The 12,572-nt window shown below is 68.6% G+C and carries 19 protein-coding genes; 10 read left to right on the top strand and 9 right to left on the bottom strand.

Going from position 1 to position 12,572, the window contains the following annotated elements; all coding sequences use genetic code 11:
* Positions 1–27 precede the first annotated feature (27 nt).
* From ACIN94_RS21825 to ACIN94_RS21815, 3 genes are all read right to left on the bottom strand, one after another.
* Positions 28–585 carry a TetR/AcrR family transcriptional regulator gene (locus ACIN94_RS21825; protein WP_400708727.1) on the bottom strand — a complete coding sequence of 186 codons (558 nt, stop codon included), beginning with the start codon at positions 583–585 and terminating at the stop codon, positions 28–30.
* Positions 586–774: 189 nt separating this feature from the next.
* Positions 775–936, bottom strand: a complete 162-nt coding sequence (locus ACIN94_RS21820; RefSeq protein WP_400708725.1) for a hypothetical protein — start codon at positions 934–936, stop codon at positions 775–777.
* Positions 920–1,342, bottom strand: a complete 423-nt coding sequence (locus tag ACIN94_RS21815) for a nuclear transport factor 2 family protein (protein WP_400708723.1) — start codon at positions 1,340–1,342, stop codon at positions 920–922. Before ACIN94_RS21815 ends, ACIN94_RS21820 begins: the two co-directional genes overlap by 17 nt.
* A 91-nt stretch (positions 1,343–1,433) precedes the next feature.
* Between ACIN94_RS21815 and ACIN94_RS21810 the strand changes: the two genes are divergently transcribed.
* Positions 1,434–2,003 carry a PadR family transcriptional regulator gene (locus tag ACIN94_RS21810; RefSeq protein WP_400708721.1) on the top strand — a complete coding sequence of 190 codons (570 nt, stop codon included), beginning with the start codon at positions 1,434–1,436 and terminating at the stop codon, positions 2,001–2,003.
* Positions 1,990–2,832: an SGNH/GDSL hydrolase family protein gene (locus ACIN94_RS21805; protein ID WP_400708719.1), complete on the top strand. Its 843-nt coding sequence runs from the start codon at positions 1,990–1,992 to the stop codon at positions 2,830–2,832. Before ACIN94_RS21810 ends, ACIN94_RS21805 begins: the two co-directional genes overlap by 14 nt.
* 305 nt (positions 2,833–3,137) lie before the next feature.
* Here the strand turns inward: ACIN94_RS21805 and ACIN94_RS21800 are convergent, their stop codons facing one another.
* The 3 genes from ACIN94_RS21800 to ACIN94_RS21790 all read right to left on the bottom strand — a co-directional run bounded on the left by ACIN94_RS21800 (position 3,138) and on the right by ACIN94_RS21790 (position 4,716).
* Positions 3,138–3,869 (bottom strand): RNA-guided endonuclease InsQ/TnpB family protein, encoded by a 732-nt coding sequence (locus ACIN94_RS21800; protein ID WP_400708717.1) that lies wholly within the window; start codon positions 3,867–3,869, stop codon positions 3,138–3,140.
* Positions 3,751–4,341, bottom strand: a complete 591-nt coding sequence (locus ACIN94_RS21795; protein WP_400708834.1) for an ATP-binding cassette domain-containing protein — start codon at positions 4,339–4,341, stop codon at positions 3,751–3,753. Before ACIN94_RS21795 ends, ACIN94_RS21800 begins: the two co-directional genes overlap by 119 nt.
* 84 nt (positions 4,342–4,425) lie before the next feature.
* Positions 4,426–4,716 (bottom strand): antibiotic biosynthesis monooxygenase, encoded by a 291-nt coding sequence (locus ACIN94_RS21790; RefSeq protein ID WP_400708715.1) that lies wholly within the window; start codon positions 4,714–4,716, stop codon positions 4,426–4,428.
* 60 nt (positions 4,717–4,776) lie between these two features.
* Here ACIN94_RS21790 and ACIN94_RS21785 point away from each other — a divergent pair, with 60 nt between their 5' ends.
* A complete protein-coding gene (locus ACIN94_RS21785; RefSeq protein WP_400708713.1) occupies positions 4,777–5,409 on the top strand; it encodes a TetR/AcrR family transcriptional regulator in 633 nt (210 codons plus the stop codon).
* Between the two features lie 72 nt (positions 5,410–5,481).
* On the opposite strand, the gene sigJ is transcribed toward ACIN94_RS21785, so the two are convergent.
* On the bottom strand, positions 5,482–6,366 hold the full coding sequence (sigJ, locus tag ACIN94_RS21780; protein WP_400708711.1) for an RNA polymerase sigma factor SigJ: 885 nt from the start codon (positions 6,364–6,366) through the stop codon (positions 5,482–5,484).
* A 105-nt stretch (positions 6,367–6,471) separates the two neighbouring features.
* On the opposite strand from sigJ, the gene ACIN94_RS21775 reads away from it, so the two are divergent.
* Positions 6,472–7,233 carry an SDR family oxidoreductase gene (locus ACIN94_RS21775; RefSeq protein ID WP_400708709.1) on the top strand — a complete coding sequence of 254 codons (762 nt, stop codon included), beginning with the start codon at positions 6,472–6,474 and terminating at the stop codon, positions 7,231–7,233.
* Positions 7,234–7,544: 311 nt separating this feature from the next.
* A complete protein-coding gene (locus tag ACIN94_RS21770) occupies positions 7,545–8,276 on the top strand; it encodes a class I SAM-dependent methyltransferase (RefSeq protein WP_400708707.1) in 732 nt (243 codons plus the stop codon).
* Positions 8,277–8,423: 147 nt separating this feature from the next.
* Here the strand turns inward: ACIN94_RS21770 and ACIN94_RS21765 are convergent, their stop codons facing one another.
* Positions 8,424–8,906: an ArsI/CadI family heavy metal resistance metalloenzyme gene (locus ACIN94_RS21765; protein WP_400708705.1), complete on the bottom strand. Its 483-nt coding sequence runs from the start codon at positions 8,904–8,906 to the stop codon at positions 8,424–8,426.
* A 90-nt stretch (positions 8,907–8,996) separates the two neighbouring features.
* Between ACIN94_RS21765 and ACIN94_RS21760 the strand changes: the two genes are divergently transcribed.
* From ACIN94_RS21760 to ACIN94_RS21740, 5 genes are all read left to right on the top strand, one after another.
* Positions 8,997–9,368 carry an ArsR/SmtB family transcription factor gene (locus ACIN94_RS21760; RefSeq protein ID WP_400708703.1) on the top strand — a complete coding sequence of 124 codons (372 nt, stop codon included), beginning with the start codon at positions 8,997–8,999 and terminating at the stop codon, positions 9,366–9,368.
* Complete coding sequence (locus ACIN94_RS21755) at positions 9,365–10,156, top strand: aquaporin (RefSeq protein WP_400708701.1); 792 nt, start codon at positions 9,365–9,367, stop codon at positions 10,154–10,156. Before ACIN94_RS21760 ends, ACIN94_RS21755 begins: the two co-directional genes overlap by 4 nt.
* Positions 10,153–10,572, top strand: a complete 420-nt coding sequence (locus ACIN94_RS21750; RefSeq protein WP_400708699.1) for an arsenate reductase ArsC — start codon at positions 10,153–10,155, stop codon at positions 10,570–10,572. Before ACIN94_RS21755 ends, ACIN94_RS21750 begins: the two co-directional genes overlap by 4 nt.
* Positions 10,569–11,078, top strand: a complete 510-nt coding sequence (locus tag ACIN94_RS21745) for a GNAT family N-acetyltransferase (RefSeq protein WP_400708697.1) — start codon at positions 10,569–10,571, stop codon at positions 11,076–11,078. The genes ACIN94_RS21750 and ACIN94_RS21745 overlap by 4 nt, the downstream gene beginning before the upstream one ends.
* A 167-nt stretch (positions 11,079–11,245) precedes the next feature.
* Positions 11,246–11,506 carry a GNAT family N-acetyltransferase gene (locus ACIN94_RS21740; protein ID WP_400708832.1) on the top strand — a complete coding sequence of 87 codons (261 nt, stop codon included), beginning with the start codon at positions 11,246–11,248 and terminating at the stop codon, positions 11,504–11,506.
* Between the two features lie 144 nt (positions 11,507–11,650).
* Here the strand turns inward: ACIN94_RS21740 and ACIN94_RS21735 are convergent, their stop codons facing one another.
* The gene (locus ACIN94_RS21735) at positions 11,651–12,301 is read right to left on the bottom strand and encodes a response regulator transcription factor (protein WP_400708695.1); all 651 of its coding nucleotides are present in this window, start codon (positions 12,299–12,301) and stop codon (positions 11,651–11,653) included.
* Positions 12,302–12,572 lie beyond the last annotated feature (271 nt).

The raw sequence follows: 12,572 nt of genomic DNA, 5'->3' as shown, positions 1-12,572 counted from the left end.
GCGTCCGCCTCCTTCGGCGGGCCCGTGTCAGCGAAGCAGAGTGGCGACCTGTCCGCTGACGCGATCCAGTGACTCCCTGCTGCGGTGCGCCTTGGACAGCAGGAGCGCCCCCTCAATCAGGGCCAGGATCGTGACCGCGAGGTCGTCAGCGTCCTGGCGCCCCGCGAGCCGCGTACGCAGGGCGTTCGTCCATGAGGTGTAGACCTCCGCGCAGGTTTGCTGCAGCGGGTCGCTGACGGCGGCCATCTCGAGCGCCACGGTGGCCACCGGGCACCCCTTGCGCCAGCCGGACTCCTCCAGTCGATCGCCCAGGTGTCGCAGCACTCCTTCGACGAACTCCGCCACGGACGCGCTGGACGCGGCCAGGTCCTCGACGGCGGTGCCGATCTCTTGGCCCGCACGCCGTATCGACTCACCAACGATCTGGTCCTTGCCGTCGGGGAAGTGGAAATAGAGCGAGCCGCGTGGCGCACCGCTGGCCGCGATCACCTGATTGAGCCCAGCGCTGAAGTATCCCCCGGCCTCGATCAGTTCCTGAGCCGCGTCCAGGATCCGGACCCGCGTCTCTGCCCCTTTTTGTCCCATGATGCAAAAATAGACCGATCTATATATTTTTGGCAACCTCTCCTCGTGTGACTCACGCCAACGGACACCACCCGTCGCATCGAGACAGCGCCTCCATCGCGCCGGTTGGTGGCGATGTTCGCCGCCCTTGCCATAGAAGATGACGCTGTTGGCGCCGTTGGAGGACTCCACCACGTTGAGTCCTTCTCGTCAGGCAGGGACCTCAGCTGTCACCAGGAACAATAAGGCCGTGGCCAGGAACGGCCGGGAGCCGACGCCTTCGATCCACTCCTCGACGTCGAGATAGCCGACGTCGATGGCTCGGGCCACGTTGCGGCGCAGCCCGAAGAGCTGATCAGCTGGTTGGGACAAGGCCGTCGGCGACGAGGCCGGCCAGGACCGCTTCGCCCAGCGCGTGGACCGCGGACTGCGGGCGGACCATCACCGTGAACTCCTTGATCAGGCCGGTCTCGTTGAGCTGGAGGAGGTCGATGCCATGGATCTGCTTGCCGTGCACGGTGGCTCGGAACAGCAGGATGACCGATGGGGCTTCGGTGCCGTCGGTGCTGGTCTGGGCGGTGCCGTCGAAATGCCCGATGTAGCGGAAGTCTTCGAAAGTGCGCAGCAGGACGCCGAAGAGGCCCAGGACCATGGGCTTGCCCTCGAAGGGGGTGAATTTCACCGGGCTGTACAAGCGGATGTCGTCGGTGAACAGGTCGCTCAGGGCGGCGAGATCGCGATGTTCGGCGGCGGCCCGAAAGCGGTCTGCGGTAGTCATGACTACACCCCTATAGTCAATAAAGTGATTAGTCATTTAATTGAGTATCATGGCAAGGGTTCGCTTGGAAAGAGGGAGGAGGGGCGTCTCGATGGCGATGCGGCACGCCGTGCTGGCGGCACTGCTGGACGAGGAGCTCAGCGGATACCAGCTGGCCAAGGCTTTCGACATGGGCGTGGCGAACTTCTGGCACGCCCTGCCTCAGCAGCTGTACGCGGAGCTGGCCAAGCTGGAGAAGGAGAGGCTGGTCACCGGCCGGGAGGTGGTCCAGGACACCCGGCCCAACAAGCGTCTTTTCAAGGTCACCGAGGCCGGTCTGGCCGAGTTGGAACGGTTCGCGGCAGCCGTCAACAAGCCCTCCTTCATCCGTGACGACCTTCTTGTCAAGGTCCAGGCCGCCGACCACGTCGACGCCGATCAGGTGATCGCACAGCTCACCGAGCGAGCCGCCTTCGCCGACGCAAAGATCGAACTGTTCAGCGGGCTGTTGCGGCAGATGCGCGGCGACAGGAGCGAGGAGGAGTTCCTGCGCCACGGTGAACGGGTCGGCCCCTACCTGACCTGTCTGCGCGGCCTCGCCTTCGAGCAGGGCAACCGGGACTGGTGCCGCCGGAGCGCGGCGGTCCTGCGGGAAAGGCGGACGGCTCATGCCCAGCGGTGAGTACCTGCGCTACGTCGCCTTGGGTGACAGCCAGACCGAGGGGCTCGGTGACGGCGACGACATCACCGGCCTGCGTGGATGGGCTGACCGGCTCGCCGGGCAGCTCGCGGTGGGCAGCCCCGGTCTCCAGTACGCCAATCTGGCCGTACGCGGACGCCTCGCCGCCCAGGTCCATGCCGAACAACTCGGCCCCGCACTCGCCCTGCGCCCCGACCTGGCCACCGTCGTCGCCGGAGTCAACGACCTGATCCGACCCCGGTTCGACGCCAACGAGGTGGCCGGCCATCTGGAGGCGATGTTCGCCGAGCTCACCGCGCAAGGCACCCACGTGGCAACCCTCACCTTTCCCGACATCGCAAGGATCACCCCACTTGCCCGCCCGATCAGCTCCCGCGTCGCCGCCCTCAACCACCGCATCCGCGCCGCGGCCCTCCGCCACGGGGTCATCGTCGCGGAAACCTCTCACCACCCGGTGGTCACCGATCCGCGGCTGTGGAGCCAGGACCGGCTCCACGCCAGTCCACTCGGGCATGAACGGATCGCCGCCGCCGTCGCCCACGCACTTCACCTTCCAGGCAGCAGCGACTCCTGGACCCACCCACTCTCTTCGCCAGTGGTCACTCCCTCCGGCTGGCGCGCTGCGGTCACCGAACTGCGCTGGGCCGCCGCCTTCCTCGGCCCCTGGCTCGGCAGACGCCTGCGAGGCCGCTCCTCCGGCGACGGACGCACAGCCAAACGCCCGCATCTCCTTCCCGTCCAGGCTCTCCCCATGGGAAGCGAAACGGACCCACCCGGCAAACGCTCTGCCGACAGTCCACAACTCTCATAAATGACCAGTTCTGCGGCGAACGTGGGGCGCCGTTCGCTGATTCTCACTGTTTCTGGGTGAGGGCCGGCGAGCTGCCGCGTTGCCGGGTTCCCGTTTCACCGGTGCGCGCCCGGCGTGGACACCGGGTCTTGACGGAGCCTCAGTAATAGTGGCTCATGAGCTCGGTGGCCCAGGTCGGCTGGGTGACCGGATGACGGGGGGCGAACTCGACCAGGTACGGCTTGATATCCAGGATTGGTGAGCGTCAGCTTCTCGATCGTGAACGACCGAGCTTGCAGCTCCTCGCCGTCGATGGATTCGACGGTTCAGGCCGCGTCGCCGGCAGCGTGACTCACTGCCCAGCCCGCCACACCGCGCGCGGCGATGTTGCGGGCCGCGTTGACGTCGGCGTGCTCAGCGAAGCCGCACGACGTGCAGATGAATATCGCCTGGCCAGGCCGGCTCCTCTTGTCCACATGCCCGCACACCGAACACTCCTGCGAGGTGTAGGCCGGATCCACGTGGACGACGGCGACCCCGGCGCGGGCCGCCCTGTAGGCGATGAAACCTCCCAACCGGCGAAAGCTCCATGCGTGCAGCGTGACCCGCTGGGGCTTGCGGAGCCGTACCCGCTCACGGATGCCCTGGAGGTCTTCCAGGGCGATGCCGCGTCCGGTGCGTTCTGCCTCGGTCACGATGCGTTTGGCGATGGTGTGGTTGACGTCGGCGGCGAAGCGCGCCTCGGCGCGGCGGCGCTTCTTGAGCAGCCGCTTGGCGGACTTGGTGGCCTTGGCCTGCAGGCGGCGGCGCAGCTCGCGGTGACGGTGACGGACCGCGTTCAGGCCCTTGCCGCTGTGGTGAGCGCCGTCGCTGGTGGTCGCGAGGTTGGCGATCCCCAGGTCCACACCGAGAAAGCCGTCCGGGACGGCGACCGGCCGGTCAGGGACCTCGCAGGTGGCGATCAGGAACCACGTGCCGTCCCGGCAGACCAGGTCGGATTCGCCCTTGCGGTACAGGGCGAGCGTGGTGAGCTGTTGGGCGGACCCGGTGAACGCCACGTTGCGCAGCCTGCCCGCTGTCGTCCAGATCGATACCGTGCGGGCGTCGATCCGCCATGACAGGCACCGGTCGTCGAACGGTTGGGCGGCCTCGGCGCGGAAGGCGATCGGTGCCGTTGAGCAGCAGCACCAGCGCGGTGAACAACGACTGCAGCGCGCCGATCATCGGGGAGATGAGAGCCAGGGCGGCCAGCAGGAAGGTGAAGGCCAGCACGTTGACCCCCAGCAGCAAGGCGGGCAGGACCGCCGCCCAGCGCAGCGGGATCGTGATCCCGGTCACCAGCATCGGGACGAGTGAGGCGACGGCGGCTACCGCCAGGCCGAACACCGAGGTGGGGGTCAGCAGGCCGGCCAGCATCTTGATGGTGGTGGTCTTGCCGGCGCCGTTGGGTCCCAGGAAGCCGACGACGGATCCGGCGGGTACGTGCAGCGACACCTCGTCGACCGCCGGGACCTGCGCCGAGCCGTACACCTTGGTCAACGCGTCGATTTCGATCGTGTCATTTTCTCGATTCGGGGGAATCCCGGCCCCGGGTTCCGGGGCCGGGAGGGGCTGTCAGTGTTCGTCGAGAACCTCGATGTCCTCCGCCATGACGTCGCGGGCCAACGCGAACGCCGCGACGGCCGCGGGGGTGCCGGGCACGGCCTCGCGGGCCACCTGCAGGCTGGCGGCCGAATCCCAGCGCCAGACGCCGACCCACGTCTCGTCGTTGAGCCGGCCGAGGCGCGCCTCGGTGAGTCCGGACAGCGTGGCCCTGATCGCAGAGACCAGAGCTGCGTGCCGGACGCGAACCTCGGCGGCGTCGGCGGGATCGGCCTGGAAACGGGTGACGCTGATGACCGGCATGACTAGACCTTCTCTCTAGAGTTCACTTCTAGTGACTTAATCTAGAGATAGACTCTAGCCATGAGTGATGTCAAGCGGACGAGCAAGCGGGCACAGAAGGCGCAGGAGACGCGCCGGCGCATCCTCGCGGCGGCGCTGGAACTGTTCGTGCGGGACGGCTACGGCGCGACGAATCTTCAGGACGTCGCCGACAGAGCCGGGGTCGCGGTGCAGACGATCTACTTCGTCTTCGGCAACAAGCGCGCCCTGCTGAAGGAACTGGTCGATGTCACGATCGCGGGTGACGACGAGCCGGTGGCCACGATGGACCGGCCGTGGTACACGGACGCGCTGGCCGCCGGCACGGCCCAGGCCATGCTGCGCGCCTACGTCGCGGGCACGACCTCGACCATGGAGCGGTTCGCGCCGATCGGCAGGATGGTGGAGGCGGCGGCCGCGAGCGACCCCGAGGTCGCCGGCCTGTGGCCACAAGACGTCAATCCGCGTTACATCGTCCACCAGGGTGCGGCCAAGGCGCTCGCCGGAAAGCCGGACGCGCGAGCGGAGGTGTCGGCGGAGGAGGCCGCCGACCTGCTGTACGGCCTGCTCAGCCCCGAGCTTTACCTGCTGTTCGTCCGCGAGCGCGGCTGGACGCGCGAGCGCTGGGAGCGGTGGGTGGGTGAGACCCTGCGCGCTCAGCTCTGTTCCGGTTAGGCCTGCCGGCCATCGCCGCGTTCGGCACCTTCTCCTTCGGCTGCCTGCGCATCGCCGGGCATAGGAGGTGGGTCAGGCGTCGAGAACGGCGAGATCGAGTTGGCGGAGGCGCTCCGGGTCCGCGATCACGTCGATAGCGACGATCTTCCCCTCCGCAACGGTGAAGCCCATGATCGACAACGCCCGCCCGCCCGCGACGACTACGACTCCGGCGGCTCCGTTGATCAGCGCCGGTCGTACGAACGGGGCGAGCTGCGTGAACATAAGCGCCTGTGCGGCCACGGTCCGCGCGCCGCGGATCGCGACGGTGTGGCGGGCGCGCGCCGTGCCGCCGTCGGACCGTAGCACGACGTTGGCGTCGAGCACGGCGACGAGCGCGTCGAAGTCACCGTCACGGGCGGCGGCGAAGAACGCGTCGACGACTTCACGCTGGCGGGTGAGATCAGGGTCGGGAGCCGGAGCCGCCCCCCGCACCCGGCGGCGGGCGCGGCTCGCGAGCTGCCTGGCCGCGGCCGGGGAACGCTCGATCATCGGAGCGATCTCCTCGAAGGGCACGGCGAACATGTCGTGCAGCACGAACGCGAGCCGCTCGGCCGGCGTCAGCGTCTCAAGCACCACCAGCAGCGCCAGCCCGACCGAGTCGGCCAGCACCGCTTCGTGCTCGGGATCGGCCCCGTCCTCGTAGCCGATGATCGGGTCGGGTATATGCACTTCGAGAGGTTCCTCGCGCCGCTGCTCGCGTGAGCGCAGCACGTTCAGGCACACGCGTGCCACCACCGTGGTCAGCCACGCCCCGAGGTTCTCGACGCCGCCGGTGTCGGCGCGGCTGAGGCGCAACCAGGCGTCCTGCACGGCGTCATCGGCCTCGCTCACCGAGCCGAGCATCCGATAGGCCACCGCTCGCAGATGAGTCCGATGTTCCTCGAAACGCTCCGTCAGCCATTCGCGTTCATCCACCGTGTCACATTCCTTCCTCACGGGGTGTCGTAACAGTAGACCCACGAAACCCGGCTGATGTGACCGGGAGATCAACTACCGGACCGAACCGAATTTGGAGAAATCATGACATCGTCCATCCTGCTCACCGGCGGCACAGGCACGCTCGGGCGCCTCGTCACGCCGCTCCTGCGAGACGCCGGCTGTAAGGTGCGAGTGCTCAGCCGGCACGGCCACGAGTCCGAAGACGGCGTCGAGTACGTGACCGGTGACTTGCTCAAGGGCGAGGGGATCGGGCCCGCGGTGGACGGGGCTGAGATCGTCTTGCACCTCGCGGGCGGCCCCAAGGGCGATGACGAGGCGACCCGGAACCTGGTGCGGGCCGCGTCGCGAGCCGGGGTGCGGCACCTGGTGTACATCTCAGTCATCGGGGCGGACCGGGTCCCGCTGGGCTACTTCAGGTCCAAGCTGGGCGCGGAGCGGGCCGTGGCCGACTCCGGCCTGCCCTGGACGACGCTGCGCGCCGCCCAGTTCCATGACCTGGTCCTGAACGTGGTGCAGAAGATGGCCAAGCTGCCGGTGATACCCGTCCCGGGCGGACTGCGGTTCCAGCCGGTCGATTCGCGGGAGGTGGCGGCCCGGCTCGTGCGACTGACGCTCGGCAAGCCGGCCGGCCTGGTGCCCGACCTGGCCGGGCCGAAGGTGTACGGGATGGCCGAGCTGAGCCGCGCATACCTGCGGGCGCACGGCAAGCACCGGTTGATGATGCCGGTCCGGATGCCGGGAAAGGCCGGCCGCGCATACCGGGCCGGCGAGAATCTGTCTCTTGAGAGGGCTGCTGTGGGTAAGCGGACCTGGGAGGACTTCCTGGCAGAGCGGGTGGGCTAGTGTCCTGAGTCGTTAATTCACCGACAGTACGCGGCGAGGCGTTCGATCTCGCCGTGCGCCCTGCTCATGGTCACCGTGACCTCGTGACCTCCCAGCACCTGCCCCTCGTCCGGAAGGACGAGAGGTGCACACAGTCAATTGGGATTGGGGCGGTCAGACAGTCGCGACGGCGTGAGACGGGATTGATCGTCGGTCGATCCGGGAGCCGCTTAGCGATCACACCGGCATGATCTGAAGGTGGGTCGTGACCTGTCCACGACAGGGCGAGAAATTCAGTTGATGACCAGCAGCCGCCCGTCAATACTCCGGAAATGTTCTCCGACGCTGACGCAGCCGAACTGTACGACCTCCTGAACCCGTGGGATGCCGTGCGGTATCCCAGCGATGCGTTCTACAACGACCTCGTGATGGCTGCGGACGCCGTACTGGACGTGGGCTGTGGTACGGGCAGCATGCTGCACCAGGCGCGCGAGTGCGGGCATTCCGGGCGGCTCGTCGGGCTGGATCCGGACCAGGCGACGCTTGAGCGGGCTCGGCGGCGCACCGACATCGAGTGGGTTGCCGGCGTTGCCGCGGAGGCGGCCTGGAATCGGGAGTTCGACCTGGTGACGATGGTCAGCCACGCGTTCCAGTGCCTCGTGGGCGACGACGAGCTGCGCGCGTCGCTTGCCGCGATCCGGGCGGTGCTGCGCGACGGTGGCCTGTTCGCGTTCGAGACGCGCCACCCTCAAGCGCGCGCGTGGGAGGACTGGAATCCGTCGAACGCGTCCGAGGTCGTGGACGCAGCCGGCCGCAAACTGCATGTGTCGCACCACGTCGAGTCGGTTTCCGGTGACGTCGTGACGTTCACCGAGACGACCGGTGACCCGGACGGCACCGTCCTGCGTGTCGATCGCACGAGCCTGCGTTTTCTGGACGTGCCGACACTGGGGGCGTTCCTGGCCGAGGCCGGCTTCGCCATCGAGGCGCAGTACGGCGACTGGCACCGCGGCCCTGTCACTGACACCAGTCGCGAGATCATCACTCTCGCACGCCGGATTTAGGTCAGTCAGATCAGGGGGACGACGCCACATCCGGCCAGGGCTTCGGCCCGGCGGCGGGATTCTCCGCCGGTCTCGATCAGATTTGAGAAGCAAAGGGAGAGAGCCTCGCCGGCAGCCACCACCGGCGAGGCGGTTCTTCCCTGATCGTCAGCAGCAGCCGCCCCCCGCGCCGGCGGTGGCCGGCTGAGCCTGGCCGGCGCTCGGCCCGCAGACGCAGGACGTTTGCGGGCCCTCGGGGCCGGTGGCGGACCTGCCGAGGGTGTCGGCATCGGCCTTGACCACGTAGACCTCCCACGGCTCGGCGCCAGGACCGTGGACCCAGACCTTGTCCTGCAGGGCGTAACAGCAGGAGGTGTCGTTCTCGCTGAAGGTGGCCAGCCCGGCGTCCTTCAGCCGCTGGGTGGCCGCGTTCACCTGGCCGGTGTCCTCGACCTCGACGCCGAGGTGGTCCAGGCGGGTGTCCTGGCCGGCCTCGCCTTCGAGGAGCACCAGCTTCAGCGGGGGTTCGGCGATGGCGAAGTTGGCGTAGCCGGGACGGCGCTTGGCCGGTTCGACGCCGAACAGCTTGGAGTAGAAGGCGATCGAGCCTTCCAGGTCGGCGACGCGCAGGGCGAGCTGGACTCGGGACATGGCGGTCTCCCATCCGGGACATCGGTGCATCGACGGATGTCGATACAGGCGAGGTTGCCATTCTGATTAGATGCCTGTCAACATAGACGTATGTCAAAACAGGTGTTGCCGGTTCTCCCGCTCGCCGGGGTGTGCTGCGCGCCGATGGTCCGCGAACCCCTGGGTGAGGCGGACGCGGCCGAGCTGTCGCGGATGTTCAAGGCGCTGTCGGACCCCGTCCGGCTGCGGCTGCTGTCCCTGATCGCCTCTTATGAGGGCGGCGAGGCGTGCGTGTGCGACCTGATCGGCCCGTTCGAGGTGTCCCAGCCGACGATCTCCCACCACCTCAAGGTGCTGCGGGAAGCCGGGCTGGTCGACTCCGAACGGCGCGGGACGTGGGTGTACTACTGGGTACTGCCCGCCGCGTTGAACCGCCTGTCCGCCCTGCTGCAGGCCCCTATCCCGGCGCAGGCCCGCACGTGAACGCTCAAGCCGTCCCCCTCCGACGGCGCGTGGCCGCCGAAGGGATCGGTACCGCGGCCCTGGTCGCCGTGGTGGTCGGCTCCGGCATCCAGGCCGCCCGGCTCAGTCACGACGGCGGGATCACGTTGCTGGCCAACTCGCTGGCCACCGTCTTCGGCCTGGGCGTGCTGATCGCTCTGTTCGGCCCGGTCTCCGGCGCGCACTTCAACCCGCTGGTCTCGCTCGCCGCCTGGTGGCAAGGCCGCCGTGACGGCCAGGGGCTGCCCCTGCGGGAGGTGGCGGCCTACACAGGCGCCCAGATCACCGGGGCGATCGGCGGCGCGCTGCTGGCCAACGCCATGTTCGCCCGTCCGCTGATGCGCTGGTCGCTCCAGGAGCGGTACGCGGGTCATCTGTGGCTGGCCGAAGCCGTGGCGACCGCCGGGCTGATCTTGCTGATATTCGGACTGGCCCGTACCGGCCGAGCCCACCTCGCACCCGTCTCGGTGGCCTCCTACATCGGGGCGGCCTACTGGTTCACCTCCTCCACCAGCTTCGCCAACCCGGCGGTGACCATCGGCCGAGCCTTCACCGACACCTACGCGGGCATCGCCCCGGCCTCGGTCGCTCCGTTCGTCGCCGCCCAGCTCGCGGGCGCAGCCGCCGGACTGGGCCTGATCGCCGTCGTGTTCGGCCCGCCCGCCCCCGCCCCCGCAAAAGCCCCGTCCCGTGATCCCCGCCAGCCCTCCGATGAGGCCGGCCCGGCCGCCTCTGCTGCTTTCGCCGAGCAAGGAAGTTCCCGCCCATGAGCACTACCGTCCCGTCCGTGCTGTTTGTCTGCGTGCACAACGCCGGCCGTTCCCAGATGGCTGCCGCATTCCTCACCCACCTGACACAAGGCCGTGTCCAGGTCCGCTCGGCCGGTTCGGCTCCTGCCGACGCGGTGAACCCGGCGGTGGTGGAGGCGATGAAGGAGACCGGCATCGACATCTCCGCCGAGATCCCCAAGGTGCTCACCACGGACGCTGTCCGCGCCAGCGACGTGGTCATCACGATGGGCTGCGGGGACACCTGCCCGATCTTCCCCGGCAAGCGCTACCTGGACTGGCAACTGGACGACCCCGCCGGCCAGGGCGTCGACGCCGTCCGTCCGATCCGCGACGAGATCGAAGCCCGTGTCCGTACCCTGATCGCCGACCTCACCCCCGCCCCAGGACAGGCATGACCATCACCGCCGCAGGCCCGCGCATCGCGGCCATGACGGCCGAACATGCCAGCCAGGTGCTGGCCATCTACCAGCTCGGCATCGACGAGGGCCAGGCCACCTTCGAAACCACCGCCCCAGCTTGGCCGCACTTCGAGGCGGCCAAGCTGCCCGGGCACCGGCACGTCGCCCTGGATGAGACCGGGCGGGTACTCGGCTGGGTCGCGGCGGTCGCGGTCTCCGACCGATGCGTCTACGCCGGTGTGGTGGAGCACTCCGTCTACGTCCACCCCGGCACCCGCCACCGCGGCGTCGGCACAGCCCTGCTCCAAGCCCTGATCGCCTCCACCGAGGCCGCGGGGATCTGGACGATCCAGTCCGGGATCTTCCCCGAGAACACCGCCAGCCTCGCCCTGCACGCCCGCGCCGGATTCCGGACGGTTGGCACCCGGATGCGTATCGGGCGCCACCACGGCGTATGGCGCGACGTCGTGCTGATCGAACGCCGTAGCCCGGTCATCTCCTGAAAAGCGCCGCCACAGCTCGCCCTGCAGGACCGCCCTGGAGGGGCGCAGGCCACCCTCATCGCGCATAGCTGCTTCTCCCCTGGTGACACCGGCCCGAGCTCACCGCGCTCTACGCTGCCAACCGGGAGTTCTTCGCCCTCAGCGGGGACTTCCCCGACCCCGACGACATCCGGTCGGAGCAGGTTGCGGCCCCGCTCGCCGAGGAGCTGACGAATCCGGACACCGAGGTGCTGCTCGGCCGGACAGAGGCGGATGGCCGGCTCGCGGGCATCGCGATCACGCTGGCGCACCATCCCGATCCGGCCGACCCGGATTCATGGATCGGGCTGTTGCTGGTCGACGCGCGGATGCACCGCTCCGGCTTCGGTCGGGCGCTGGCGAGCGCCATCGAGGAGCGGTTCCGGGCGGCACGATGGCCGATGTGGTGAGCGGCGGCGGTCCCGGCTCCGGCGCGGTTCCGGGCGGTGGAAGCGGTGAACGCCCCTGGATACTTGAGGCCCGCATTCACCGCTTTCGACGCCACAGTGGCCAGGTGAAGGCCCGTCCGACGGACTGGACGCCGACCCGGGCACTCAGAGCCGATACCCCTTGCCGGGCACGTTCTCGATCGCCACCGGAGCACCCAGCTTCCTCCGGAGCGATGTGATGGTGACGCGGAGCACGCCGGTACCCGCGCCGGCGTATTCGTCCCACACGCTCTTGCGTAACTCCCCCGAGCTGACCAGATCCCCGCCCGCGCACAACAACTCGCGCAGCACGTCGAACTCCTTGCGGTTCAGCGCGACCTGCCGCCCGTCTCTGATGACCGTACGGCGCCCCGGGTCGAGCCGGATCCCGGCCCGCTCCAGCAACGGAGCCACCGCGCGAGGAGAGCGGCGCGCCAACGCCCGGATCCTGGCCACCAGCTCGGTGAACGCGAACGGCTTGACCAGGTAGTCATCCGCCCCCAGCGAGAGCCCGTCGACCCGGTCGCGGATCTGCCCCGCCGCGGTCAGCATGAGTACCCGGCCCGCCCCCTTGGCCCGCAGCGTGCGGCAGACATCGTCGCCGTGCACCTCCGGCAGGTCGCGGTCGAGCACGACCACGTCGTAGTCAACATAGGCCGCCATCTCCAGCGCGTCCTGGCCGTCATAGGCCACGTCCACGGCGATCGCGTGCAGCCGCAGTCCCTGCGCGATCGCGTCCGCCAGCCGTTCCTCGTCCTCGACGACAAGCACCCGCATGTCAGACTCCTTTCCTCTGCCACCAAGGGTGACGGATCATGTGTTAGCCACGGATAAGATCATGGGCTTGCCGGGTTCTGGCACCGGGTGGGCTGGGCCTCGCCGTGGAAGCCGAGCATGGCCTGTATCACCGCCAGGCACAGCAGCTCCGAGTGACTGAGCTTCGGAGGCCGGCCTGGCAGGCGTGCGATACCCGCCCACTCGTCATCGATCTTGACCTACAGTGCGGTCACGAGGGTGCCCAGGTCCGTCGTCACAAACGATCATGGAC

This window comes from Streptosporangium sp. NPDC087985 (genome assembly GCF_044741965.1).
Taxonomy (GTDB): domain Bacteria; phylum Actinomycetota; class Actinomycetes; order Streptosporangiales; family Streptosporangiaceae; genus Streptosporangium.
This window is presented reverse-complemented; position numbering and strand designations above follow the sequence as displayed.